At 72.9% G+C, this 23,438-nt stretch carries 22 protein-coding genes; 9 read left to right on the top strand and 13 right to left on the bottom strand.

Annotated features, from left to right (window positions below):
- Positions 1 to 28: 28 nt before the first annotated feature.
- On the top strand, positions 29 to 2,407 hold the full coding sequence (locus ACFWTC_RS19070) for an ATP-binding cassette domain-containing protein (protein WP_383928407.1): 2,379 nt from the start codon (positions 29 to 31) through the stop codon (positions 2,405 to 2,407).
- A gap of 81 nt (positions 2,408 to 2,488) precedes the next feature.
- On the opposite strand, the gene ACFWTC_RS19075 is transcribed toward ACFWTC_RS19070, so the two are convergent.
- The 7 genes from ACFWTC_RS19075 to ACFWTC_RS19105 all read right to left on the bottom strand — a co-directional run bounded on the left by ACFWTC_RS19075 (position 2,489) and on the right by ACFWTC_RS19105 (position 9,299).
- Positions 2,489 to 2,827 carry an antibiotic biosynthesis monooxygenase family protein gene (locus tag ACFWTC_RS19075; RefSeq protein ID WP_383933379.1) on the bottom strand — a complete coding sequence of 113 codons (339 nt, stop codon included), beginning with the start codon at positions 2,825 to 2,827 and terminating at the stop codon, positions 2,489 to 2,491.
- Positions 2,818 to 4,203: an FAD-dependent oxidoreductase gene (locus ACFWTC_RS19080; protein WP_383933381.1), complete on the bottom strand. Its 1,386-nt coding sequence runs from the start codon at positions 4,201 to 4,203 to the stop codon at positions 2,818 to 2,820. The genes ACFWTC_RS19075 and ACFWTC_RS19080 overlap by 10 nt, the downstream gene beginning before the upstream one ends.
- Positions 4,184 to 5,266 (bottom strand): isocitrate/isopropylmalate dehydrogenase family protein, encoded by a 1,083-nt coding sequence (locus tag ACFWTC_RS19085; protein WP_383933383.1) that lies wholly within the window; start codon positions 5,264 to 5,266, stop codon positions 4,184 to 4,186. Before ACFWTC_RS19085 ends, ACFWTC_RS19080 begins: the two co-directional genes overlap by 20 nt.
- A 13-nt stretch (positions 5,267 to 5,279) precedes the next feature.
- Positions 5,280 to 6,017 (bottom strand): thioesterase II family protein, encoded by a 738-nt coding sequence (locus tag ACFWTC_RS19090; RefSeq protein ID WP_383933385.1) that lies wholly within the window; start codon positions 6,015 to 6,017, stop codon positions 5,280 to 5,282.
- Between the two features lie 124 nt (positions 6,018 to 6,141).
- Positions 6,142 to 7,080 (bottom strand): FAD-dependent oxidoreductase, encoded by a 939-nt coding sequence (locus ACFWTC_RS19095; RefSeq protein ID WP_384028106.1) that lies wholly within the window; start codon positions 7,078 to 7,080, stop codon positions 6,142 to 6,144.
- Between the two features lie 63 nt (positions 7,081 to 7,143).
- On the bottom strand, positions 7,144 to 8,526 hold the full coding sequence (locus tag ACFWTC_RS19100) for a DoxX family protein (RefSeq protein ID WP_383929032.1): 1,383 nt from the start codon (positions 8,524 to 8,526) through the stop codon (positions 7,144 to 7,146).
- Between the two features lie 56 nt (positions 8,527 to 8,582).
- Positions 8,583 to 9,299 (bottom strand): class I SAM-dependent methyltransferase, encoded by a 717-nt coding sequence (locus tag ACFWTC_RS19105; RefSeq protein WP_383929035.1) that lies wholly within the window; start codon positions 9,297 to 9,299, stop codon positions 8,583 to 8,585.
- Between the two features lie 149 nt (positions 9,300 to 9,448).
- Here ACFWTC_RS19105 and ACFWTC_RS19110 point away from each other — a divergent pair, with 149 nt between their 5' ends.
- From ACFWTC_RS19110 to ACFWTC_RS19120, 3 genes are all read left to right on the top strand, one after another.
- Positions 9,449 to 10,624, top strand: coding sequence for an MAB_1171c family putative transporter (locus ACFWTC_RS19110; RefSeq protein WP_384028105.1), 1,176 nt, complete (start codon positions 9,449 to 9,451; stop codon positions 10,622 to 10,624).
- Positions 10,625 to 10,851: 227 nt separating this feature from the next.
- Entirely contained in the window at positions 10,852 to 11,406 is a 555-nt protein-coding gene (locus ACFWTC_RS19115; RefSeq protein ID WP_383929041.1) for a PadR family transcriptional regulator, read from the top strand.
- Positions 11,407 to 11,636: 230 nt separating this feature from the next.
- Complete coding sequence (locus ACFWTC_RS19120; protein ID WP_383929044.1) at positions 11,637 to 13,361, top strand: acyl-CoA dehydrogenase family protein; 1,725 nt, start codon at positions 11,637 to 11,639, stop codon at positions 13,359 to 13,361.
- Positions 13,362 to 13,443: 82 nt separating this feature from the next.
- Here ACFWTC_RS19120 and dacB read toward each other — a convergent pair whose 3' ends face one another.
- The 3 genes from dacB to ACFWTC_RS19135 form a co-directional block, all read right to left on the bottom strand.
- A complete protein-coding gene (gene dacB, locus ACFWTC_RS19125) occupies positions 13,444 to 15,012 on the bottom strand; it encodes a D-alanyl-D-alanine carboxypeptidase/D-alanyl-D-alanine-endopeptidase (protein WP_383929047.1) in 1,569 nt (522 codons plus the stop codon).
- Positions 15,013 to 15,300: 288 nt separating this feature from the next.
- Positions 15,301 to 16,461 (bottom strand): NUDIX domain-containing protein, encoded by a 1,161-nt coding sequence (locus ACFWTC_RS19130; RefSeq protein WP_383929050.1) that lies wholly within the window; start codon positions 16,459 to 16,461, stop codon positions 15,301 to 15,303.
- 82 nt (positions 16,462 to 16,543) lie between these two features.
- Positions 16,544 to 17,173 carry a LysE/ArgO family amino acid transporter gene (locus ACFWTC_RS19135; RefSeq protein ID WP_383929052.1) on the bottom strand — a complete coding sequence of 210 codons (630 nt, stop codon included), beginning with the start codon at positions 17,171 to 17,173 and terminating at the stop codon, positions 16,544 to 16,546.
- A gap of 69 nt (positions 17,174 to 17,242) precedes the next feature.
- Between ACFWTC_RS19135 and ACFWTC_RS19140 the strand changes: the two genes are divergently transcribed.
- Together ACFWTC_RS19140 and ACFWTC_RS19145 are read left to right on the top strand one after the other, a co-directional pair.
- Positions 17,243 to 18,160, top strand: a complete 918-nt coding sequence (locus ACFWTC_RS19140; protein ID WP_383929099.1) for a LysR family transcriptional regulator ArgP — start codon at positions 17,243 to 17,245, stop codon at positions 18,158 to 18,160.
- A gap of 10 nt (positions 18,161 to 18,170) precedes the next feature.
- Positions 18,171 to 18,566, top strand: coding sequence for a molybdopterin-binding protein (locus ACFWTC_RS19145; RefSeq protein ID WP_383929055.1), 396 nt, complete (start codon positions 18,171 to 18,173; stop codon positions 18,564 to 18,566).
- Here ACFWTC_RS19145 and ACFWTC_RS19150 read toward each other — a convergent pair.
- Positions 18,550 to 18,873 (bottom strand): hypothetical protein, encoded by a 324-nt coding sequence (locus tag ACFWTC_RS19150; RefSeq protein WP_383929058.1) that lies wholly within the window; start codon positions 18,871 to 18,873, stop codon positions 18,550 to 18,552. The two genes, ACFWTC_RS19145 and ACFWTC_RS19150, sit on opposite strands and share 17 nt — an antisense overlap.
- 147 nt (positions 18,874 to 19,020) lie before the next feature.
- Between ACFWTC_RS19150 and corA the strand changes: the two genes are divergently transcribed.
- The gene (corA, locus tag ACFWTC_RS19155) at positions 19,021 to 20,103 is read left to right on the top strand and encodes a magnesium/cobalt transporter CorA (protein ID WP_383929102.1); all 1,083 of its coding nucleotides are present in this window, start codon (positions 19,021 to 19,023) and stop codon (positions 20,101 to 20,103) included.
- Between the two features lie 81 nt (positions 20,104 to 20,184).
- Here the strand turns inward: corA and ACFWTC_RS19160 are convergent, their stop codons facing one another.
- Positions 20,185 to 20,907: an anti-sigma factor domain-containing protein gene (locus tag ACFWTC_RS19160; protein WP_383929061.1), complete on the bottom strand. Its 723-nt coding sequence runs from the start codon at positions 20,905 to 20,907 to the stop codon at positions 20,185 to 20,187.
- Positions 20,904 to 21,428, bottom strand: a complete 525-nt coding sequence (gene sigK, locus ACFWTC_RS19165; protein WP_383929105.1) for an ECF RNA polymerase sigma factor SigK — start codon at positions 21,426 to 21,428, stop codon at positions 20,904 to 20,906. The genes ACFWTC_RS19160 and sigK overlap by 4 nt, the downstream gene beginning before the upstream one ends.
- Positions 21,429 to 21,798: 370 nt before the next feature.
- Here sigK and ACFWTC_RS19170 point away from each other — a divergent pair, with 370 nt between their 5' ends.
- Together ACFWTC_RS19170 and ACFWTC_RS19175 are read left to right on the top strand one after the other, a co-directional pair.
- Positions 21,799 to 22,647, top strand: coding sequence for a chitosanase (locus ACFWTC_RS19170; RefSeq protein WP_383929064.1), 849 nt, complete (start codon positions 21,799 to 21,801; stop codon positions 22,645 to 22,647).
- Between the two features lie 315 nt (positions 22,648 to 22,962).
- A complete protein-coding gene (locus tag ACFWTC_RS19175; protein WP_383929068.1) occupies positions 22,963 to 23,316 on the top strand; it encodes a DUF805 domain-containing protein in 354 nt (117 codons plus the stop codon).
- Positions 23,317 to 23,438: the final 122 nt, after the last annotated feature.

The following is a 23,438-nucleotide window of genomic DNA, read 5'->3' on the forward strand; positions in this document are numbered from 1 at the left end:
CGTGCCGTGTCGAGGAGATGGAGAGAACATGAGCATCGGGACGGGGACAGGCGAACAGCCGTCCGCGCTGCAACCAGCCGACAGCCACGGTCTGATCCGCGTGCACGGAGCGCGGGAGAACAATCTCAAGAATGTCAGCATCGAAATCCCGAAACGCCGGCTCACGGTGTTCACCGGTGTGTCCGGCTCGGGCAAGAGTTCCCTGGTGTTCAACACGATCGCCGCGGAGTCGCAGCGGTTGATCAACGAGACCTACAGCGCCTTCATCCAGGGATTCATGCCGACGCTGTCGCGACCGGAAGTGGACTTACTCGACGGTCTCACGACCGCGATCATCGTCGACCAGCAGCGGATGGGCGCGCACTCCCGCTCCACGGTCGGCACCGCCACCGACTCGGGCGCGCTGCTGCGCATCCTGTTCAGCCGGCTCGCCACGCCGCACATCGGCACGCAGAAGGCGTTCGCCTTCAACGTGGCCTCGGCCGACGCGTCGGGAACGCTGGTGGTCGGCGGGAAGAAGATCGAGAAGGGCTTCAGCGTCGTGGGCGGGATGTGCCTGCCCTGCGAGGGCATGGGCAGCGTCTCCGACGTCGACCCCGCCGAGCTCTACGACGACTCCAAGTCGCTCGCCGACGGCGCGATCACGATACCCGGCTGGAAGCCGGACGGCTGGGTGGTGCAGTCGTTCATCGAGTCCGGCTTCCTCGACCCCGCCAAGCCGGTCCGCGACTACACCGCCGAGGAGCTGCACGACTTCCTGCACCGCGATCCCGTCAAGGTCAAGGTGAAGGGGATCAACACCACCTACGAGGGTCTGATCGGCCGGGTGCACAAATCCTTCCTGTCCAAGGACAAGGAGACGCTGCAACCCCACATCCGGGCCTTCGTGGACCGGGCGGTGACCTTCGCCGTCTGTCCCGCGTGTCACGGCACCCGCCTCAGCGACACCGCCCGCTCCGCGAAGATCAAGGGCATCAACATCGCCGACGCGTGCGCGATGCAGATCAGCGACCTCGCCGCCTGGGTCCACGCCCTCGACGAACCCTCGGTCGGCACGCTGCTGACCGTGCTCGGTGAGAGCCTCGACTCGTTCGTCGAGATCGGCCTGGGCTACCTCTCCCTCGACCGGTCGTCGAGCACGCTGTCGGGCGGCGAGGCACAGCGCACCAAGATGATCCGCCACCTCGGCTCCGCGCTCACCGACGTCACGTACGTCTTCGACGAGCCCACGGTCGGCCTGCACCCGCACGACATCCAGCGGATGAACGACCTGCTGCTCCAGCTGCGCGACAAGGGCAACACCGTCCTGGTCGTGGAGCACAAGCCCGAGACGATCGCGATCGCCGACCACGTCGTCGACATCGGTCCGCACGCCGGCACGGCCGGCGGCGAGGTCGTCTTCGAGGGCACCGTCGAGGCGCTGCGCGCCAGCGGCACGGTCACCGGACGGCACCTGGACGACCGCGCCTCGGTGAAGCCCTCGGTACGCAAGCCGTCCGGCGTGCTGGAGGTCCGCGGCGCGACCGAGCACAACCTGCGCGACGTCGACGTCGACATCCCGCTGGGAGTGCTCACCGTGCTCACCGGGGTCGCCGGCTCCGGCAAGAGCTCGCTGATCCACGGGTCGGTGGCCGGCCGGGACGGCGTGGTCACGGTCGACCAAGGGGTCATCAAGGGCTCCCGGCGCAGCAACCCCGCGACGTACACCGGACTGCTGGAGCCGATCCGCAAGACGTTCGCCAAGGTCAACGGGGTGAAGCCGGCACTCTTCAGCGCCAACTCCGAAGGTGCCTGCCCCGGTTGCAACGGCGCCGGCGTCATCTACACCGACCTCGCGATCATGGCCGGCGTCGCCACCACCTGCGAGGACTGCGAGGGCAGGAGGTTCCAGGCCTCGGTACTGGAGTACCGGCTCGGCGGCCGCGACATCAGCGAGGTGTTCGCGATGTCGGTGACCGACGCCGTCGAGTTCTTCGCGTCCGGCGAGGCGCGCACCCCGGCCGCGCACACCATCCTTCGCCGGCTCGCCGACGTCGGGCTGGGCTACCTCAGCCTCGGCCAGCCGCTCACCACCCTGTCCGGCGGCGAGCGCCAGCGCCTCAAGCTGGCCACCAACATGGCCGGAACGGGGAGCATCTACATCCTCGACGAGCCGACCAGCGGCCTGCACCTCGCCGACGTCGAGCAGCTCCTCGGCCTGCTCGACCGGCTCGTCGACTCCGGCAAGTCGGTCATCGTCGTCGAACACCACCAGGCCGTCATGGCCCACGCCGACTGGATCATCGACCTCGGCCCCGGCGCCGGCCACGACGGCGGCCGGATCGTCTTCGAGGGCACCCCCGCCGACCTCGTCGCCGACCGCTCCACCCTCACGGGGCAGCACCTCGCGGCGTACGTCGGCGCCTGAGGAAGCGCGGACCGTACGCGGCGCGGCGCCCGGGCGAGGAGGCCCGGGCGCCGCGTCCGCGGACCGGCCCGCGGGCAAGCCCTACGCCGACGCGTCCGACGGCGTCACCGACGGGGCGGCGACGTGGCTCGAACTGCGGATCACCTCGGCGACCTGCAACTCGTACGAGGAGTACCACTGTTCGCGGCCCAGCGCCTGCGCCACCAGGTGCTCGGGGTCGTGGCGCCACTTGTCGAGGGTCTCGGCGTTGCGCCACATGACCACGGCGAGGCGCTCGCCGTCCTCGCCCGTGTACTGCTTGACGTCCACGAGGTCGTCGCCGGCGATGGCGCGGACCCGCTCCCGCATCACGTCCTCCATGGCGTAGTAGTCCTCGCCCGCCTGCTCGGAGAGGCGTGACTTGAACAGGATCACGAACATCCGGAGTCCTCCAGGGTGACTGTGTCGGTGTCGACGGGCACGCAGGCGCGCAGCCGGCTGTCGGGCGCCGTGACGAGATCCGTCCCGTACCGGCGGAGCAGGTCCTCCACGAGCCGGTCGAGGCGCCGATCGCTCCTCAGGATCGAGGCGTAGCCCTCCTCGGTGAAGGCGCACTGCTCGTAGAGGGGCACGAACCGGTCGGGGAAGAGGTCGCCGAGCCGCTTGCGCAGGATCCCCCCGGCGTGGGAGGTCTCGTCCTGCGGCGGGTTGGCCATGGTGTAGTAGTGCTGGTAGGAGAGGTGCGCGATCGCGTCCGCGTCCTCGGTCCGGGCCTTCTCGTAGGCGGCGAGCGCCGCCGTCCAGTCGCCGGCCCGCTCCAGGCAGTCGACGAGCGTACGGGCGTCCTCGAAGCCGCAGTTCATCCCGTGCCCCATGAACGGGGCCATCGCGTGGCACGCGTCCCCGAGCAGCGCGAACGTGTCCCGCCAGACCCACCGGTCGCAGGTGACGAGCGAGATGGTGGAGACGGACTTGGCGGCGAGCTGCCCGGCCAGGTCCGGGATGTTGGCGGTCGGCTCGGGGAAGCGGTCGGCGAACACCTCTGCCAGTTCGGCCCCGTTCGCCACCGAGGCGTACGAGGGCGCCGGCCCGTCGAGGCGCATGAACAGGGAGCCGGCGAACTCCCCCGACGGCATCGGGAACGCGGCGAACATGGCGTCGCCGGTGGGCCAGTAGTGCATGGTGGAGCGGTCGAGCCAGCCCCCCGGCACCTGGATCTCCTGGTAGGCCAGTTCCAGGTTCCGCACCTCGGAGCGAACGTCGCGGGCGGCCAGGGCGCCCCGGGCCGTGGAATGGGCGCCGTCGCAGCCCAGCACGCGGCGGCACGACACACGGCGCCGGCCCGCCCCGTCCTCCACGAGCACCGCCGGTTCCTCCAGGTCCACGGCGTGCACCCGCTGCCCGAAGCGGATCCGTACGCCGGGAGTGGCCTCCGCGGCGTCCAGCAGGAGACGGTGCAGCCGTTCGCGCTCCACCGACCAGATCGGCCGCCGGTCCCGGCTGTACGGGGTCACGTGGGAACTGCCGTCGGCCAGGTGCGCGCAGCGTCCGTGCAGCGGAACGCTGATCGCGCGCACCGCCTCCTCCAGACCGAGGTCCGCCAGGACGCGCCAACCGCGCGCGGACAGCATGACGGTGATGGAGCGTCCGTTGCGGCCCGGGCCGCGCCGCGGGTCGGCCCGCTTCTCCAGCATCGTGACCGGCCCCGACCGGGGGGCCAGGTACATGGCCGCGACCGTGCCCACCAGGCCGGCTCCGACGATGACCACCTCCGGGTCCCCGTCGGAGCGACCTCCGTCATGTCCCCGCGTGCGCATGGCCGTTCTCCCGTCCGGCAGTCGGTCCGCCGGGCTGCCGCAGTTCGGCCAGAACCGCGGCGCCCGCCTCCTTCGTACTCAGGGAACCGCCGAGGTCGCGGGTGACCCGCCCGGCGTCGACGGCGGCCCCGACCGCGCGGCGGACGGCCTCGGCCTCGCGGGCGTGGCCCAGGTGCTCGACCAGCAGCGCAGCGGACAGGATCGCGCCGAGGGGGTTGGCGACCCCGGTCCCCGCGATGTCGGGCGCGCTGCCGTGCACCGGCTCGAAGAGACCCTGCCCGGTGACCGCGTTGACGTTGGCCGACGCGGCCACGCCGATCCCGCCCGCGAGGGCGGCGGTCAGATCGCTCAGGATGTCGCCGTAGGAGTTGTTCGTGACGATGACGTCGAAGACGGTCGGGTCGGTCGCCAGGTTCATCGCCGCGGTGTCGACATACAGGTGGGAGGTGGCGACCCCGGGGTGCCGCTCCCGCGCCTCCTGCCAGCAGCGCTGCCACAACCGGCCGCCGTTGCGCACGGCGTTGGCCTTGTCCACCAGGCAGACCGAGCGCCGGGCCGCGGAGAACGCGAAGTCCATGATCCGCGACACCCCGTGGTGGGTGCTGAGGTCCACGTCGACGGCGATCTCCTGCGGCGACCCCGTGCGGACGCCGCCGCCCACGCCGCTGTACAGCCCCTCGGTGTTCTCCCGGACGATCACGCAGTCGATCGCGCGCCGGGTCTCGTCGCGCAGCGGACTCAGCCGGTCGTGCCACAGCCGCGCGGGGCGGTAGTTGGCGTAGAGGTCGAGCTCGGTGCGGAGCGTGGACAGCACGCTCCGTACGTAGTCGGTGGCGCCGAGCCGGGGGTCCCCGACCGCGCCGAGCAGGGTCGCCCGGCCGGTCCGGATCCGGTCGAGGTCGGCCCCGGTCAGCGCGGTACCCGTCCGCAGGTACGTCTCCGCGTTCACGTGGTCGAGGACGTCCACCCGCAGGCCCAGCGCGAGGGCCTCGACGACCTCCAGCGCCGGCCCGGTGACCTCCGGTCCGATGCCGTCACCGGGTATCACGGTGATCGTGTTCACAGCGGCAGCCCCTTCACCGGCGCACGGCGTCCGCGACGAGTTCCGCGACGTCGGTCGTCACGTGGAAGTGCCCGCCGGGCCGCACGCGCAGGGTGAACTCGCCGGTGGTGACCTCCGCCCACGCCTTCAGCCCCGGCTCGTCCACCAGCGGGTCGCCCTCGCCGTGGTAGCAGCTGACCGGGCAGGACAGCGGCCGGACCCCGGGGCGGGGCCGGTAGGCCGCGTGGGTCCGCAGGTCCGAGCGGAGCGTCGGCAGGAGGAGCTCGCGCAGTTCGGCGTGCTCGGCGATCCCGGGCTCGATGCCGCCCAGCTCGCACAGCGTCGCCCAGAACTCGTCGTCGGGCACCAGGTGCAGGGTTCCGCCGCCCGACAGCGCGGGCGCCGCCGTGGCGGACGCGCAGAGCCGGCGCGGCTCCCTGCCCGCGTCCCGCAGCACCAGAGCGGTCTCGTACGCCACCAGCGCCCCCAGGCTGTGCCCGAACAGCACGACGTCGGCCGGGGGGAGCCGCAGCAGTTCCGCCGCGGCCCGCTCAGCCATCGCGGGCAGGTCGTCCATGCACGGTTCCCCGAACCGGTCACCGCGGCCCGGGTACTGGACTGCCAGGAGCTCCGCGCCGGGCGGCATCGCGTCCGCCCACGGGCCGAAGGACGCCGCAGACCCCCCGGAGTGCGGGAAGCACACCACACGAACGTCGGGACCTTCGACGGCCGCCAGCGACCGCACCCAACCCCGTTCCCGTATCCGCTTCATACTCCGCCCTTCTCGTAGGCTCTCGCAGGCCCGTCCGGCCCATGGTTTCCGCGCCGCGCCGGGTCCCGGGAAGATCGCGACAGATATCGGCAAGACCCCGGGCACGCCGCGCGCCCGGCCCGGTTCAGCTCAGGGCGGCGCGCTGGACCTCCGCCACGTGGATGGCGTCGGCGACCGCCGCGCCCGCGGCGACCGAAGCGGTGACCGACTGCTTCCACCGGCTGGTCAGGTCCCCGGCCGCGTACAGGCCCGGGACGCTCGTGCACCGGTCGGCGTCGACGCCGACGAAGCCGTCGGCGTCGACCGCCACCCCCAGCTCCTCGATCGCGCGCGCGACGACGGGTTGCTGCCGCTGCCGGGGCGTCCACACCAGCGTGTCCCGCTCCAGGACGCGGCCGTCGTCGAACTCGACCGCGTACAGCGATCCCCGCCGGTGGTGCAGGCGGCTGATCGTGCCCGTGACGAGGTCGCCGCCCCTGGCCCGGGCCGCCGTACGGGCGCCGTCGACGCCGGGCATCGACGCGGGGCAGACGGCGACGGTGTCGCCGGTCCACGCCCGGAACGCCACCGGCGAGAGCGCGGCGAGGTCGGCGTTGTCGACGACGATGCCCCAGCGCCGGTCGGCGTTCTCCTCGCCGAGGCAGAACGGGCAGTGGATCACGGAGCGGCCCCAGCAGGCCGAGAACCCCTCCACGTGCGCCGGATGGACGTCGATGACACCGGTGGCGAGCACGACGGCCGACGCGTCGACGGTGTCTCCGCCGTCGAGGACGACCCGGAACCGGCCGCCGTCCGCGGCGCGGACGCTGTCGGCGTGCGCCTCCCGGAGCTCCACGGTCGCGTACCGGGACAGTTCCTTCCCGGCGAGCGCCCGCATGTCGGCGGGAGTGGCGGCGTCCATCCCGATGTGTCCGTGGGCGCCCTGCGACGCGCTGTTGCGCGGCGCGTGGTGACTGTCCACGACGATCACCCGGTGGCGGTACCGGGCCAGGGCGAGCGCCGCCGTGAGCCCGGCGGGGCCGGCCCCCACGATGACGGTCTCGGTCTCGGTGTGCGAGGACATGCTTCGGTACCTTCCGTCGGGCGGTGTCGGCGCGATCCCCGCGGGAACGGGTCCGGCCGCCGGCTACCGCAGGGAGGAGCTCTCCTGCACCCAGTGGAAGCCGCGGCCGACGAGGGGGAACGAGCCGGGATCCACCCGGTGCAGGCGCAGGCGCAGGTGCCTGTCGTCCACGTCGCCCTCCAGGACCAGCGAGCCGTCCGCGGGCCGCTCCACCTTCAGGACCGCGTTCCACCCGGGATCGGTCGTCTTGAGCAGGGTCACCGAACCGGCGGACGGGTCGACCGCCGCGAGGTAGCCGTCGAGCGAGTCGTCCATGCGCTGGACGGTCACGGCATCGGCGGACTCGAACACGACGCGCCGCCACCGCTCGGTGTCGGTCACCAGCGGCGGGTGCTGCCGGCCGTCGGCCGAGAACTCGTCCACGTCCCAGATGCCGTACAGCTCGGGCTTCTCCCGCCCGCCGCCGTACGTCTTCCAGAACGTCCAGTCGTTGCGCAGCTGCGCGCGCAGCATCCACAGCCCGGCGGCGACCTGAACGGCCGCGGCGGCACGGTTCGCACCGCGCGAGCGGAACAGCTCCGGCAGCGTCGACGGGCGGACCGCCGTGTCCGAGAGGAGGACCGAGGCCAGGCGCCCCGACTCCGGCGCCAGCAGGACGAGGCTCAGCAGGAGCAGGTGGAACGAGTGGATCTTCACGGGCACGTCGAACGTCATGTTCAGCAGGAACACCTGGGCCAGTTCCACCGCGCACAGCAGCGCGCCCGCCGTGGTCGTCCCGGGATGGATCAGCAGCAGTCCGCCGGCGATCTCCGCGCAGCCGAGCAGGATCTGGTACGCCTCCGAGGAGGCCGACTGCGCCCACAGCGCGCTCATCGGGCTGAAGTGGCCGAACGGCTCGACGAGCTTGGACAGCGGCAGCTGGAACTGCAGCGGGACGGCCTTGGCCGCGCCGTAGTGGAACATCTGCCCCGCGAGGCAGAGCCGCACCGCCATCCGGAACCACGGGTTCGACGTCGCGTACCGTGTCGGACGCCGGTCCAGCGCCGACCAGACGGGGGTCACGGCGGCGGCCGCCGCCAGCCAGCAGAACTGTCCGACCCAGGCGTGCCGGTCGTCGCCGCCGTCGAAGCGCTCGCCCAGCTCGGTGCCGAACACGTGCGAGGCCACCCAGTTCCGTACCGGCCGGATCTCCCAGCGCTTCGCCCAGGAGTCGGCCGCCGCCTGGAGGTGGCCGAGCCCGCCGCCCCGCAGGGCCAGGTAGATCTGGGGCGTCGTCAGGCAGTAGATCCCCGAGTAGGCCGCGCCGAACCGGCAGGCGACCCGGACGGCCGCCCTTCCGGCCGGCGAGGCCGGCGCGCCGCCCGCCAGGAGGCTGATCCGCCTGACGGCGCGGCTCCGCAGGGAGGGCGCCGCTGCCCGCAGCCAGGCGCCCGCTCGTACTCTCACGTTCCCTCACCTTCACGCGCGCCGGATGCGCGCTTCGGACCTGCGTGGGACCCCGGTCAGATGCGGCGGAACCGGCCGAGCCAGGCGTGCGCCTCATGGGGTTCCGCCGTCGTCGGCAGCACCCCGCCGATCCGGGAGTCGGTGACGGCCTCGACGGCCCAGCCGTCGGCGAAGCCGTCGCGCAGGTGGTCGGCTGACCGCTGGGCGCCGCGCGGCCCGGAGTCCCCGTCGGGCCGGTGCGCCGGGATGCCCTCGATCGCCGCGGAGAGCAGCGCCTGCGTCTCCTCGGCCCCGCGATCGCTGATCGCGAGTACGTGCACGAGCGCCCCCGGGCGGCAGGCGCGGTGCAGCGCCGCCGCGTACGCCCGCAGGCCGTCGGCGTCGAACGTGTGGGCCAGGCCGGAGTCGATCACCGTGTCGAAGCGGCCCTCGTAGCCCGGGAGCTCCAGGGCGTTGGCGACCTCGAAGGTGGCGTCGAGCCCGCGCTCCGCCGCCTTCTGCCGGGCCAGGGAGATCGCCGTCGGGGACAGGTCGAGTCCGGTCACCGCGTAGCCCCTGCCCGCCAGGTAGAGCGCGTCCTCGCCGGTGCCGCAGCCCGGGTCGAGCACCGCCCCGCTGACGAGCCCCGCCGCCTCGACCGCGACGTGCGCGGGCTGCGGGGCGCCGATGTCCCAGGGCGGACGGGTGCCGAAGGGGCTCTCGCCGCGGTACACGGCGTCGAAGACATCGGTCAGCGCGTCGATTCCGGAGGGTCGGGAAACGGCATCAGTCATGCTTCCATGATTGTGTCGTCCCCGTTTCCGCCTTCGATCTCTTGCCCATTTCTGTCACGGCCGCCCCGCCCGGCCCGCCCCGCCCGGCCCGCCGGACCGTTCACCGCTTGCTTCACCCGCTTGTGCTGTACCCGTAGGAAATCAGGACGTTGAACACCACCAGAACCCTCTGCTTCGTCATCGCGGCACTCTCGTCGTACGCCGCACTCGCCTACCGGCTGTGCCAGGGACGGCGCAGCTGGCGGGAGATCGGCTACCGCACCCTGATGACGACCCTGCTGTTCCAGTGCCTCACCTTCACGATGGGCGCCGTCGCGATGGAGCACGCGGGCTTCTTCGGCGTCGGGAACCTCGCCATCCTCCTCATGCACCTCTCGGCGGTCGCCTTCTGCGTCAGTGCGCAGATCATCCTGCTGAGGTGGGCGGCGGTCGGTGAGGAGGCGGTGCGCAAGACGCGGTTCTGGGTGGTCACGGGCATCGCCCTCGACGTGCTCCTGACGACCCTGTTCTTCCTGGCCGACGGTCCCCGCCGGGCCCCGCTGGACTTCGACGGCAGCGGCGATCCGCTGCTCCTCGCGTACCTCCTGGCCTTCATCGCCTCCCAGGCCATCCCGTGCGTCACGATGTTCCGCCAGTGCGGCCCCTACATCCCGATGACCGCCAACGCCTCGCTGCGGCGGGCCCTGCGCGTGCTGTCCCTCGCGGCGGCGATCCTGCTCCTGTACGGCGTGGTCAGGACGGTCAACGTGCTCACCATCGCCGCCGGGGTCGAGATCGGGGCGAGCAAGGAGACCGTCGCCTCGGTCCTCAACGCGCTGGGCATCGTCACCCTCTCGCTGAGCCTGGCCATGCCGTCCTGGGCCCCGTCGGCCGCCCGGCTCCTGGGGTGGTTCCGCACGTACCGGTCCTACCGGGCGCTCTATCCGCTGTGGCGGGATCTGTACGAGTCCTGCCCGGACATCGCCCTGGAGCCGCCGGGCGCCTCGTTCTCCGACCTCGACTACCGGCTCCACCGGCGGATCGTCGAGATACGGGACGGCTGGCGGGACCTGCGCCCGTACATCGACCGCACGGCCGAGGGCGTCGGCGCGGGCGGCGGAACCGGCGGCGCGCCCGGCCGGGAGCCGAGCGGGGAGTCGCGGCAGGCGTTCACGGAAGCGGCCCAGATCAAACGGGCCCTGGTCGCCAAACGGACCGGCCGGGTCGCGAACGACAGCAAGGACGCCGGTGACTTCAGCGACCGAGATACGGACAATTTCACCGCGGAAGTCGCCTGGCTCACCCAAGTGGCGACCGCCTACAGTAAGCTCCACAGCGCGAGTTGAGAGCTCCCGCCCGGTTTGCATCCCCCGTCAAACCGGGCGGGCATCGCCCTGTGTGACGGGCCCCGCCCGCGGCACATTTTGAGAACCTGTTCACGTCGGTTCCCCCTTCCCTCTTCCTGTTTCGCTCGCGTCTGCCCCTCCCGAGACGCCACCCGTCCCAGGTGAGCCGCGTCTCACCGGGGCGGCCGCACTTGTTTATGCACCGAGTTGCATAGAAGGATCGGGGCATGGCGATTGAGCACGCGATCCTCGTCTCCCTGCTGGAGAAGCCGGGCTCCGGCTACGAGCTGGCCCGCCGGTTCGACCGGTCCATCGGCTACTTCTGGACCGCCACCCACCAGCAGATCTACCGCGTGCTCAAGCGCATGGAGGCCGACGGCTGGGTCGAGGTCCGCGAGGTGGCGCAGCAGGCGCGGCCGGACAAGCGGGAGCACTCCGTCACCGAGGCCGGCCGGGCCGCCCTCTCCGCCTGGCTCCACGAGCCGATCCAGCCCGACAGCGTTCGGCACGAGCTCGCCGTGAAGATCCGCGGCGCCGCCTTCGACGATCCGGCGGCGCTGATCCGCGAGGTCGAACGGCACCACCGGGCCCACGCCGACCGGCTCACGCACTACCTCGCGGGGGAGCTGCGCGACTTCACCGGCCCGGACGCGCCCGCGGCACCCGACGCCGGGCAGGAGCTCCAGCACGTGGTGCTCCGCGGCGGCATCGCCTACGAGCGGATGACGCTGGCCTGGCTCCAGGACGTACTCGACACGCTCCACCGCCTCGCCGGGCGCTGAACCGCCGCCGGCAGCCGGAGACGGCAGCCGGCCCGGGCCCGGGGCCCGACCCGGGCACCCGCACCCGGCCCGGGCCCACCACCCGCACGGCAACCCCACGGCCACCCGCGCCACCCGAACCACCCGCGCTATCCGCACCACCATGCGCACCCGCACCACCCTTCGCACCCCCGCCCGCCCTCCGGCGCCACTCGGCACCCTCCCGGCCCCGACCCGAAAGGCGAACGCCCATGACCGACGCCCTGCTGTTCAACCCGCGCACCTACGACCCCGCCCACTTCGACCCCGAGACCCGCAGGCTGCTGCGCGCCACCGTCGACTGGTTCGAGGGCCGCGGCAAGCGCAGGCTGATCGAGGACTACCGCTCCCGCGCCTGGCTGGCCGACTTCCTCGCGTTCTCGGCGAAGGAGGGCCTCTTCGCCACGTTCCTGACCCCGGCGGCCGCCGCAGGCGAGGACGAGCCGGACAAGCGCTGGGACACCGCGCGGATCGCCGCCCTGAACGAGATCTTCGGCTTCTACGGCCTCGACTACTGGTACGCCTGGCAGGTCACCATCCTCGGCCTCGGCCCGGTCTGGCAGAGCGACAACGCCGCCGCCCGCGACCGCGCCGCCGAACTCCTGTCCCAGGGAGGGGTGTTCGCCTTCGGCCTGTCCGAGAAGACCCACGGCGCCGACATCTACTCCACCGACATGCTGCTGGAGCCCGACGCCGCCGGCGGCTTCCGCGCCAGCGGCTCCAAGTACTACATCGGCAACGGCAACGCCGCCGGCCTGGTCTCCGTCTTCGGCCGCCGCACCGACGTCGAGGGCCCCGACGGCTACGTCTTCTTCGCCGCCGACAGCCGCCACCCGGCGTACCGGCTCGTGCAGAACGTCGTCGACTCCTCCAAGTACGTCAGCGAGTTCCGCCTCGACGACTACCCGGTCGGTCCCGACGACGTCCTGCACACCGGCCGCGCCGCCTTCGACGCCGCCCTCAACACCGTCAACGTCGGCAAGTTCAACCTCTGCACCGCCTCGATCGGCATCTGCGAGCACGCGATGTACGAGGCCGTCACCCACGCCCACGGCCGCATCCTCTACGGCCGCCCCGTGACCGCCTTCCCGCACGTGCGCCGCGAGCTGGCCGACGCGTACGTCCGCCTCGTCGGGATGAAGCTGTTCAGCGACCGCGCCGTCGACTACTTCCGTTCCGCCGGACCCGACGACCGCCGCTACCTGCTGTTCAACCCGATGACGAAGATGAAGGTGACCACGGAGGGCGAGAAGGTCATCGACCTCCTGTGGGACGTCATCGCGGCCAAGGGCTTCGAGAAGGACACCTACTTCGCGCAGGCGGCCGTAGAGATCCGCGGACTGCCGAAGCTGGAGGGCACGGTCCACGTCAACCTCGCGCTGATCCTCAAGTTCATGCGCAACCACCTCCTGGACCCGGCGGACTACGCCCCCGTGCCGACCCGCCTCGACGCGGCCGACGACGCCTTCCTCTTCCGCCAGGGCCCGGCCCGGGGTCTCGGCTCCGTACGCTTCCACGACTGGCGCCCCGCCTTTGACGCGTACGCCTCCCTCCCCAACGTCGGCCGCTTCCGCGAGCAGGCCGACGCCCTGTGCGCGTTCGTCACCACCGCCGCCCCCGACGAGGAGCAGAGCCGCGACCTCGACCTGCTCCTCGCCGTGGGCCAGCTCTTCGCACTCGTCGTCCACGGCCAGCTGATCCTGGAGCAGGCCCGCCTGACGGGCCTGGACGAGGACGTGCTCGACGAGCTGTTCGCCGTCCTCGTACGCGACTTCTCGGCGCACGCGGTCGAGCTCCACGGCAAGGACTCCGCCACCGCGGACCAGCAGACGTGGGCGCTCGGCGCGGTCCGGCGCCCGGTCGTCGACGCCGACCGCTCGGCCCGCGTCTGGGACCGCGTACAGGCCCTGGCCGGCACGTACGAGATGGCTCCCTGACCCCGAAAGCCCCGTCACCCCCACGCACTAGGACGGCTCCCCCCACGGGGGGCCGTCCGTGCGGCCGTCCGTCGCCGGGGTCCTACTCCTCGCCGGCCGTTTGCCGGGCGGTCGACTCCTGGAGGTGGGCGGCGATCAGGGCCAGGTCGTTGGCGATGGCCAGGACGCCGGCCGTGTCGGCCGTCGGGGTGGAGGCGCCGTTGACGCCGATGTAGAACGCGTCGTGGCGGCCATCGCCCCGGTCCAGGTAGCCGGCGAGGGTCATGGCGCCCGCGCCCAGGCGGTCGTTGAGGGCGTCCAGTCCGACGGCGGCGCCGGTCTTGGCGAACACCTTGCCGCGGGCCGGGCAGTCGCGGCAGTTGTCGGCCAGCAGGCCGTCGACGCCGAGGATCGGCAGTGCCTCGCGGAAGCGCTCCGCCTCGGACGTGCGCGTCCAGTACGTCAGCAACTGCACCTCGGCCTGCGGCGTGGCCCGGTCGACGGGGTTGCCGCCCCGGCCGTCCAGGAGCTCCACCTGCTTGCGGTCGACGCCCGCGCCGTCCAGGAAGCCGGCCAGTACCGGGAAGCCGTCCATGCACTGCTTGCCGCCCGCCTCGACCGCCATCAGGCAGATGCCGAGGTTGGCCCCCAGGTTGTGGCTGACCTTGAAGATGAGCTCGGCGTACTCGGCGTACGGCGGGGAGGTGTACACGGCCACGCGGTCGTCGTCCCCGTACGAACGGGGCAGCCCCGCGACCGGGTTGGGGCCCGCCGGCTCCGCGGTGACCTCGACCCCGGCCCGTTCGAGCGCCTCGATCAGGGCGGTGCGCCCGAAGGCCGCCGGGTCGGCGATCGGGGACACGCGCAGCAGGGGGGCGGAGTCCGCCGCGATCGTGCCGGTCAGGCTGATCCGGGTGCCGTCGGCCGACGCCGCCACCTCGATGGCGGTCGGCTTCCCCGCCGCCACGGTCTTGACGCTGGAAGTGACCTGGTACGGGGCGACCTTCGGCCGCCAGTCCAGCCGCACGGGCGCTCCGGCGCGGTCGCCCGGCGTCGTCATCAGGTCGATGAGGTTGTCGTTGATGATCAGCGGGGTCGGGGTGGGGTCGAGGACCGGCTCGGGCTGGAAGAGCCGGTCGTCCACGATCACGTCGCCGTCGACGCGGGTGATGCCGGATCGCCTCACCTGTTGGGCGATCAGATCGATCCCGGCCAGCGGGTTCTCCGGGGTCAGCGTGGCGCCCGGGAAGTCGTTGGCGTAGGTGTGGTCGAGGTCGGTGAAGGCGACCGTGCCGTCGGGGCGGGTGCGGCCGCCCAGGGTGAGGTCGCCCTGCGCGACCAGGGCGAGGTCGCCGTCCAGGGTGCTCCCGCTGCGCTCTCCCACCGCGAAGACCGGCGTTTCGAAGCGGTGGCCGCCGCCGAGGGTCTTCCACGTCCCGGACACGCTGAACAGCTTGGCCGTCGAGCCGGGGATGAAGAACTGCTCCGGGAAGCGGCTGTGGGTCACCCGCCCGTTCGCCGGGTCGCTCTGGAGCAGGCCCCACTGGGCATTGCGGTACTCCGGCTTCCGCATGATCTCCGTGATCCGCGGGTCGAGCCCGCCGGATCCGGCTTCGTCGGCGGGTGACGGCGTAGCGCCGACGGCCGTACCCGGCGTTAGCGCCAGGGTCACGAGCAGCAGGGCGCAGAGGGCTCCGGCCAGGCGGAGCCGGAGGGACCCGGAATCGGAATCCGGGGAATCCGGGGCCGAACGCTCATCTCGCACCACGGCACGCCCCGTTCTCCCGGCGATCCCCTGTGTGCCGCCCGGTCGGGGCGCGCCGCTCGGCGGTCGCCGTATCCGGGCCGGTTCCAGTCGCGTCCACGCGCCCACGCCTCCACGCCTTCGCGTGTCACGCGTTCGGACCAGCGTGACACGTCCGTACGGGGCGCGCACGTCGCCCCGGGGCTTAGGCCCGGCTTAGGCCAGGTCATGCGGTGGGGCTCCCGGGGGCGCGGAGGGTGCGGACTCCTCCTCCTCGTTCCGGGCCGGGCGTCCCGCGTGCAGTTCGAGGGGCCCCGAGCCCGCCTTGCGCGCGGCGAGGCAGGCCTTGATCTGGCGGCGCAGCGAGGGGGCTACCAGGTCGCGCAGCTCCGCCGGGGCGGCCGTGCGCCAGTCGAGGAGTTCGGCGGGGGGCAGCCGGATGCGGTCGAGGACGGGAGCGCTGAGGACGCCGCCGTCGTACAGGAACCGGATGCGGGCCGGACGGCCCGCCTTGTGCGACCAGTTGACGGCTAGGAGGCGGCCGGGGGCGAGGTCCAGGCCGAGTTCCTCCAGGACCTCCCGCCGGGCCGCGGCGCGCGGGGTCTCGCCGAGGTCGCTGTCGACCCCGCCGCCCGGCAGCTGGTGCCGGCCGGGCCTGCCGTACGCGGGCCGTACGAGCAGCACCCCGCCGTCCGGGCCGGTGAACAGGACGCTCGCCGCGGTGAGGGCCTTCGGGCGGTTGGCCCGGTGGCTGGCGGAGTCGAGCGAGCCGGAGTGTTCCAGGGCCGCGCGCCGGTCCGGGTCCAGGCCGGCCGGGGAGCCGGGCTGGGCAACGCCGTCGGCGAGGTGTGCGAAGGACCCGGTGTACAGGGCGGCCAGCCCGGCGCGCAGCCGGGACGTGCTCCGGGTGGGGAGCACCCCGTACGCCTCGTCCGGCGCCAGCCACCGGGCCCGGACGGGCCCTCCGGCCGCGACCGGGAGCGCCGCCGCCTCCTCGGCGCCGAGCGGGCCGACGAGGTGGACGTGGACGACGAGGGAGCAGGCGTCCGGGCCGCCGGGCCGGGAGTCGACGGCCAGCAGCCGGCCGACCGGCGCGCGCAGGCCCAGCTCCCGCGCCAGGTGCCGGGCCAGCCCCTCCTCGGGCGTCTCGCGCTCGCCGACCGGTCCGCCCGGCAGCACCGGGCCCCCTTCCGACGGGTCCGCGGCGGACGGTACGAGGACCCGCCCGCGCGCGTCCAGCACGACGGCGGCCGCGGTCACGAGCGGCGCCGGCCGGGCGCCGTGGTCCGCGCGCACCGCGTCGGGGGAGGGGAGGAAGGGGCCGGAGGGGCCGGAGGGGCCGGAGGGACTGGACGGGCGGTCGGGCGTGGTGGTCACGGGGCTCCTATGGGGGTGGGCAGGCCAGCACTATGCCCCGCACGCGGCCCGCCCACCGGCGCTGACACGCCCCGCGCGCCGCTCAGGCGCGGGCCAGGAGGAGTCCGCCCATGGTGACCATCATCGCCGCGACGAGGCCGTCCAGCACCCGCCAGGCCGCGGGGCGGGACAGCAGCCCGCTGAGGAGCCGGGCCCCGTACCCCAGGGCGGCGAACCAGGCCAGGCTGGCCACGACGGCCCCGACGCCGAACGCCCAGCGCAGGTCACCCCGGTCGGCCGCGAGGGAGCCCACGAGCAGCACGGTGTCCAGGTACACGTGCGGGTTGAGCCAGGTCATGGCCAGGCAGGTCAGCACGGCGCGGCGCACGGAGCCGGGAGCGGGGGCGGCCCCGTCGGCGGTCAGGGCGGCGCCCGGGACGGGCCGCACGACGCGGCGGGCGGCGAGGACCCCGTACCCGACGAGGAACGTTCCGCCGGCCAGGCCCACGACGGTCAGCGCGGCGGGCCAGGCGGCCACGAAGGCACCGACGCCGGCGACGCCGAGGGTGATCAGCAGGGCGTCGGAGACCGCGCAGATGGCGACCACCGCGAGCACCGCGTGGCGGCGGGCCCCCTGGCGGAGGACGAACGCGTTCTGGGCGCCGATGGCCACGATGAGGGAGAGTCCGGTGCCGAAGCCGGCGAGGACCGCCGTGGTGATGCCGTATGTCATGACACCGACCGTAGGCAGCGGTTCCATTTCAGTACAGCTAAAGATTTTTACGTACCCTTAGCGTTCGTGATGGAAGAACTACCCCTGGACCAGGTCCGGACGCTGCTCGCCGTCGTGGACGAGGGCACCTTCGACGCGGCGGCGGCCGCCCTGCACGTGACGCCTTCGGCAGTGAGCCAGCGGGTCAAGGCGCTGGAGCAGCGGACGGGGCGCGTGCTGCTGATGCGGACGAAGCCGGTGCGGGCGACGGAGTCCGGGGAGGTGGTCGTCCGCTTCGCGCGGCAGCTGTCCCGGCTGGAGCGGGACGCGCGGGCCGAGCTGGGCATGCCCGACGGGACGGGCCCGGTCCGGCTGCCGATCGCGGTGAACGCGGACTCCCTCTCCACCTGGTTCCTGCCCGCCCTCGCCCGGGTCCCGCAGGACCCGCCGGTCTGCTTCGAGCTGCACCGCGAGGACGAGTCGCACACGACGGCCCTGTTGCGGGAGGGGCAGGTGATGGCGGCGGTGACCTCTTCGCCGGACCCGGTGGCGGGATGCACCGTGCGGCGGCTGGGTCAGGCGAGGTACCTCCCGGTGGCGGGCCCGGGGTTCGCGGCCCGGTACCTGACGGGGGCGCTCGGCCGGGACCTGCGGGAGGCACCGACGATCGTCTTCGACCGGAAGGACGACCTCCAGGACGCGTTCGTACGGTCGCTCACCGGGGACGCGGCGGCCGGAGCGGGTCACGTACGGCACTACATGCCGACGTCGGAGGGGTTCCGCGACGCCGTCGTCGCCGGGCTCGGGTGGGGGGTGGTTCCGGAGACACAGGCGCGGCCGCTGGTACGGACGGGGCAGCTGGTGCTGCTGGCGCCGGGCCGGCCGATGGACGTGCCGCTGTACTGGCAGCAGTGGAAACTCGACTCGCCGGTGCTGTCGATGGTGGCCGAAGTGATCGCGCAAGCGGCGGCCGAGGCGCTGCGGGGGCCCTCGCCTGACAAGACCTAAGCTGCGGGCCATGGAGTCCTACACGATCGGTCAGGCGGCGCGGCTGCTCGGTGTGAGCGTCGACACGGCGCGGCGCTGGGCGGACGCGGAACGGTTCCCGACCCGCCGTGAGGGGACCCGCAGGATGGTGGAGGGGCCGGACCTGGCGGCGTTCTGCGTGGAGGTCGCGCAGGAGGGCGCCGACGGCGCAGACGAAGCCCCCTACACCTCGGCGCGCAACGCCTTCCCGGGGATCGTCACCGGGGTGAAGCTCGGGACGGTCGACGCACAGGTCGAGATCCAGGCGGGACCGCACCGGGTCGTGTCGCTGCTGACCCGGGAGGCGGTGGAGGAGCTCGGGCTGGAGGTCGGCGCGCGGGCCACGGCCCGCGTGAAGTCCACGAGCGTCTTCATCGACCGGTCGTAGTCCCCTTCGCCCCCGCCACACGCCCCGGCCCCGGGGACGCCACCGCCACCTGCCCCGGCGCCACCGCCCGCCAGGCTCCCCGGTCGCGGAGGACGGGCTCGCCGAGGCAGGTTCCGGTGTCCCGGACGGTGATCCGACCGGCGTCGGCGGAGACCTCGAAGGGCTCTTCCCCGGAGGACGCGTCCGGCCCGGCCGCTGCGACGACGGTGAACCGCTTCCCGGGCGGCAGCCGGTAGCCGGTGACCCACGGCTCGATCCAGACGCAGGGCGTCCCTCCCGTGCCGTTGTCCACCGTGACGTCGGGCACGAGCGCGGTGCAGGGCGTCCCGTGCCGGGCAGCTCGGGCGAGGCCGGGCCGCCCCCCGGCCGGGAACCCCGGCCGCGGTGGCCGGAAGGGGGCGGCCGCGGTGGCACACTTGCCGGTGTTCCGCCGAAGGGGAGAAAGCCGTTGTCCATGTTCAGCAGCCTGCGCCGGGCCGTTCGCCGCGGCTACCGGCGGGCCGTCGACCTCAGCCACCCCGCCCGCTCCCCGCTCGGCAGCGCGGTCGTCAACTGCGTCGTCTACCAGGACGGCGTACGCCAGGACGGCTGCTCGGAGGCCGAGGAGGCACTGCGCCGGGTCCGCAAGGCGGGCCACGGCTTCGTGTGGATCGGCCTGCACGAGCCGGCGCAGGAGGAGCTCACGGGGCTCGCGGAGCTGTTCGGCCTGCACCCGCTCGCGGTCGAGGACGCCGTCAACGCCCACCAGCGCCCCAAGGTCGAGCGGTACGACGACACCCTGTTCTCCGTCTTCAAGACCGTGCGCTACGTCGAGCACGAGGAACTGACGTCCACCAGCGAGGTGGTGGAGACCGGCGAGCTGATGGCGTTCACCGGCGACGACTTCGTCATCACCATCCGGCACGGCGGCAGCGGCACCCTCGGCCCGGTCCGCGAGGAGCTGGAAGCCTCCCCGGAACTGCTCTCCAAGGGGCCGGCGGCCGTCCTGCACGCCATGGCCGACCACGTCGTCGACGACTACCTGGCCGTGACGGACGCCGTGCAGAACGACATCGACGCCGTCGAGACCGCCGTGTTCAGCGAGTACGGGGGCCGGGGCGACGCCGGCCGGATCTACCAGCTCAAGCGCGAACTGCTGGAGCTGCGACGGGCGGTGGCGCCGCTCGGCCGCCCGCTCACCCAGCTGGCCACGCAGCCGATACCGGTCATCCCGGCGGAGGTCCGCACGTACTTCCGGGACGTGGCCGACCACCTGACCCGGGCCACCGAGCAGATCGGCGCGTACGACAACCTGCTCGACTCCATCCTCCAGGCACACCTCGCGCAGGTGACCGTCGCGCAGAACGAGGACATGCGAAAGATCACGGCGTGGGCGGCGATCGTGGCCGTGCCGACCATGGTCTGCGGGGTCTACGGCATGAACTTCGACCACATGCCGGAGCTGCGCTGGACCTACGGGTACCCGCTCGTCCTCGGGGTCATGGCGCTCGCCTGCTTCGCCATCCACCGGGGCTTCCGGCGCAACGGCTGGCTCTGACCCCCGGCGGGCGGCGCGCCCCAACGCGCCGCCCGCCCCGTCAGGCGGTCAGGGCCGCCGGCCGTCGACCGGCCGGCGCCGTCAGGCGGTGATGGCCATCAGCATCACCGGAGCCGTCGTCGGCTGCGCCGATCCGCCCGCCGGCTCCAGCGTCAGGCCGACCGCCGACGCCCGGCCGGGGGAGCCGGTCATCAGGGTGCCGCCGTCCCCGGCGAGCAGCCCGGCCGGCCGCATCACGGAGCCGTCCGCGAACCACAGCTGGTACGTCTTGCCCTCCGGCGCGGGCGGCAGCCCCGAACCGAGGAACACGGCCCGGTCCTGCCGTGCGGAGAGCACCACCGTCGCCGTCGCGCCGCCCGGTGACCGGCCCGACACCGTACGGGCGTCGGGAGCCGTGATCACCGCCGCCAGGTCCTGGAGGGCCCGGTCCGGCTGCGGGGACTCCTCGCCGGACCACAGCGCCGCGCCGCCCAGGGCGAGGCCGCCGGCCAGTCCGCCGGCCAGGCACGCCGCGAGGGCCAGCGGGAGCGCCCGCCGCCGCAGTGCGACCATGCCGCGCCGGGGCGGCGCAAGCTGGCGCACCGTGTCGATGCGGGCCAGCACCTCGGTCCGCATCGCCGGCGGCGGGGCCAGCGCGACCGCCGATCCCAGGCGGGCCGCGGTCGCGGAGAACTCCCGTACGTCCTGCTCGCACGCGGGACACCGCGTCAGGTGGTGGGCGAACGCGTCCCGCTCGCCGGGTTCCAGCGCGTTCACGGCGTACGCGCCCGACAGGGCGTGGAGATGGTCGGAGTCGGTCGTCATGCGGTCACCCCCATGCAGTCGCGCAGCCGGATGAGTCCGTCGCGCAGGCGTGTCTTGATCGTGGGCAACGGGGTGTCCAGGGTCTCGGCGACCTCGCGGTAGGTGAGGCCGCCGTAGTAGGCGAGGGTGACGGCCTGGCGCTGCAGCTCGGTGAGGCCGCGCACGCAGCGGCGCACCTGCTCGCTCTCCAGCCGGATCTCGACCTGCTCGCTGACCTCGTCGTACGGGCGCTTGTGCTCGCGGGCGGCGGTGTCCTGCTCGCGGGCCGCGGCGGCCTGGGCCGAGCGGACCCGGTCCACGGCGCGGCGGTGGGCGATGGTCATCACCCAGGTCATGACGGAGCCCTTGTCGGACCGGTAGCGCGGTGCTTGGCGCCACACGTCGATCATGACCTCCTGGGCGACCTCCTCCGACTGGGCCCGGTCCCGCAGGACCTTGACGGCGATGCCGAAGACGGGGCCCGCGACCACGTCGTAGAGCGCGGCGAAGGCGTCCTCGTCGCCGCGGGCGACGCGTTCCATGAGCGCGGGGAGGTCGGGGGCGCCGGAGCGGTCCGGCGCACCGAAGGCCTTCTGCTGCCTCACGCCGCCGTCCCCGGGCCGGCCGGCGGGCGGATACGCGTATGCGTCATGGCTGTTCCTTCACTGCGGGCGGTGCTGCGGACGGGCGGCCGAGCGGACGGACGGACAGGCGGGCGGACGGACGAGCGGTCCGACGGGTGCGGGCGCGCGCGACGGACACCCCTTGCTTCGGAGCCCGCGCCACGGCGGATTGGTCGTCGGCGGAAAGGAATCGGCGGAAGTGATTCCGGAGGCCTTGAGGAGCCGGCCGATCTGGTAGTAAAGTTTCCTAACACAACCGCGACCGCCTCAACTACCGTATGGAGGACTTGTGTTCACCCCCCAGCGCACATCACTGGCGATCGCTGTCGTCCTCGGCAGCACGCTCCTCGCCGTACCGGTCACCGCGCACGCCACCGCCCCCGCACCCGCGCCGGCCGCCTCCGGGTCGCCGGTCGCGACGGCCGCGGCCGTCGGGCTCGACGATCCGGCGAAGAAGGACATCGCCATGCAGATCGTCTCCAGCGCGGAGAACTCCACCCTGGACTGGAAGGCGCAGTACAAGTACATAGAGGACATCGGTGACGGCCGCGGCTACACGGCCGGGATCATCGGCTTCTGTTCCGGCACCGGCGACATGCTCGACCTCGTCGAGCACTACACCCAGGTCAAGCCGGGGAACGTGCTCGCCAAGTACCTCCCCGCCCTGCGCCGGGTCGACGGCAGCGACTCGCACGCCGGCCTCGACCCGAACTTCACCCGGGACTGGGCGAAGGCGGCCCAGGACACCGCGTTCAAGAAGGCCCAGGACCACGAGCGCGACCGGGTCTACTTCAACCCCTCGGTCCAGCAGGGCAAGTCCGACGGCGTCGGCACGCTCGGCCAGTTCATCTACTACGACGCCATCGTCATGCACGGCGACGGCACCGACTCCACCAGTTTCCGCAACATCCGGGGGCGCGCCCTCGCGAAGGCCAGGCCCCCGGCCCAGGGCGGCAACGAGACCGCCTGGCTGAACGCCTTCCTCGACGCCCGTGTCTGGGCGATGAAGCAGGAGGAGGCGCACAGCGACACCAGCCGCGTCGACACCGCCCAGCGGGTCTTCCTGAAGAAGGGCAACCTGAATCTCAACACCCCGCTCGACTGGAAGGTCTACGGGGACCCGTTCCGCATCGGCTGACCCGCGAAGGCGCGCCGCGGCCCGGGTTCCCCCCTTCCGGATCCGGCCCGCGGTGTCGCGGCGCGATAACGATGCGGCCAACGATCGGTGCTGCTCAGGAAGTCGGCGGGGGGTGCGGGCGGTGGACTTTCCGGACTTCCGCGGACACAGCGGCACTTCAGTCCCCTGCGTTTCTCGTCCGCTGTCGGAAATCGGGGCCTGTGGGCGAATTGGCGCCCTCCCGAACTGGCTTGACCGCGTTGTAAGTGGAGCATAAGTTCTGCCCCGGCTTGCTCCAGCTGGACGGGCCCGAACCACCGTCCTCTGGGGGGACTCATGAACTACTACATCGACGTTCTGAAGAAGTACGCCGTGTTCTCGGGCCGCGCCCGCCGCAAGGAGTACTGGATGTACGCCCTCTTCAACGTGGGCATCATCATCGTCCTCTCGATCCTCGACGCCGTGATCGGCACGTCCCCGATCCTCGTCGGCATCTACGCCCTCGGCGTCTTCCTGCCGGGCCTGGCGGTCACCGTCCGCCGACTGCACGACATCGGCAAGTCCGGCGCCTGGTTCCTCATCGCCCTGGTCCCGCTCATCGGCGGCATCTGGCTGCTCGTCCTGACGGCCACCGAGGGACAGCCCCAGGCGAACGAGTACGGCGAGAACCCGAAGGCCGTCCACGCCTGACCCACCCGGCCCGCGGGCCGTCGTGCCTGAGCGCCGCCGTGGCCGGAGACAGCCGCGGCGGCGCTCTCGCCGTTCCGGGGCCCGCGTGACGCGCGTCTCCCACGCTTCACGGCAGGGGGCTG

This window comes from Streptomyces sp. NPDC058619 (assembly GCF_042717785.1).
In the GTDB taxonomy this organism is placed as follows: Bacteria; Actinomycetota; Actinomycetes; order Streptomycetales; family Streptomycetaceae; genus Streptomyces.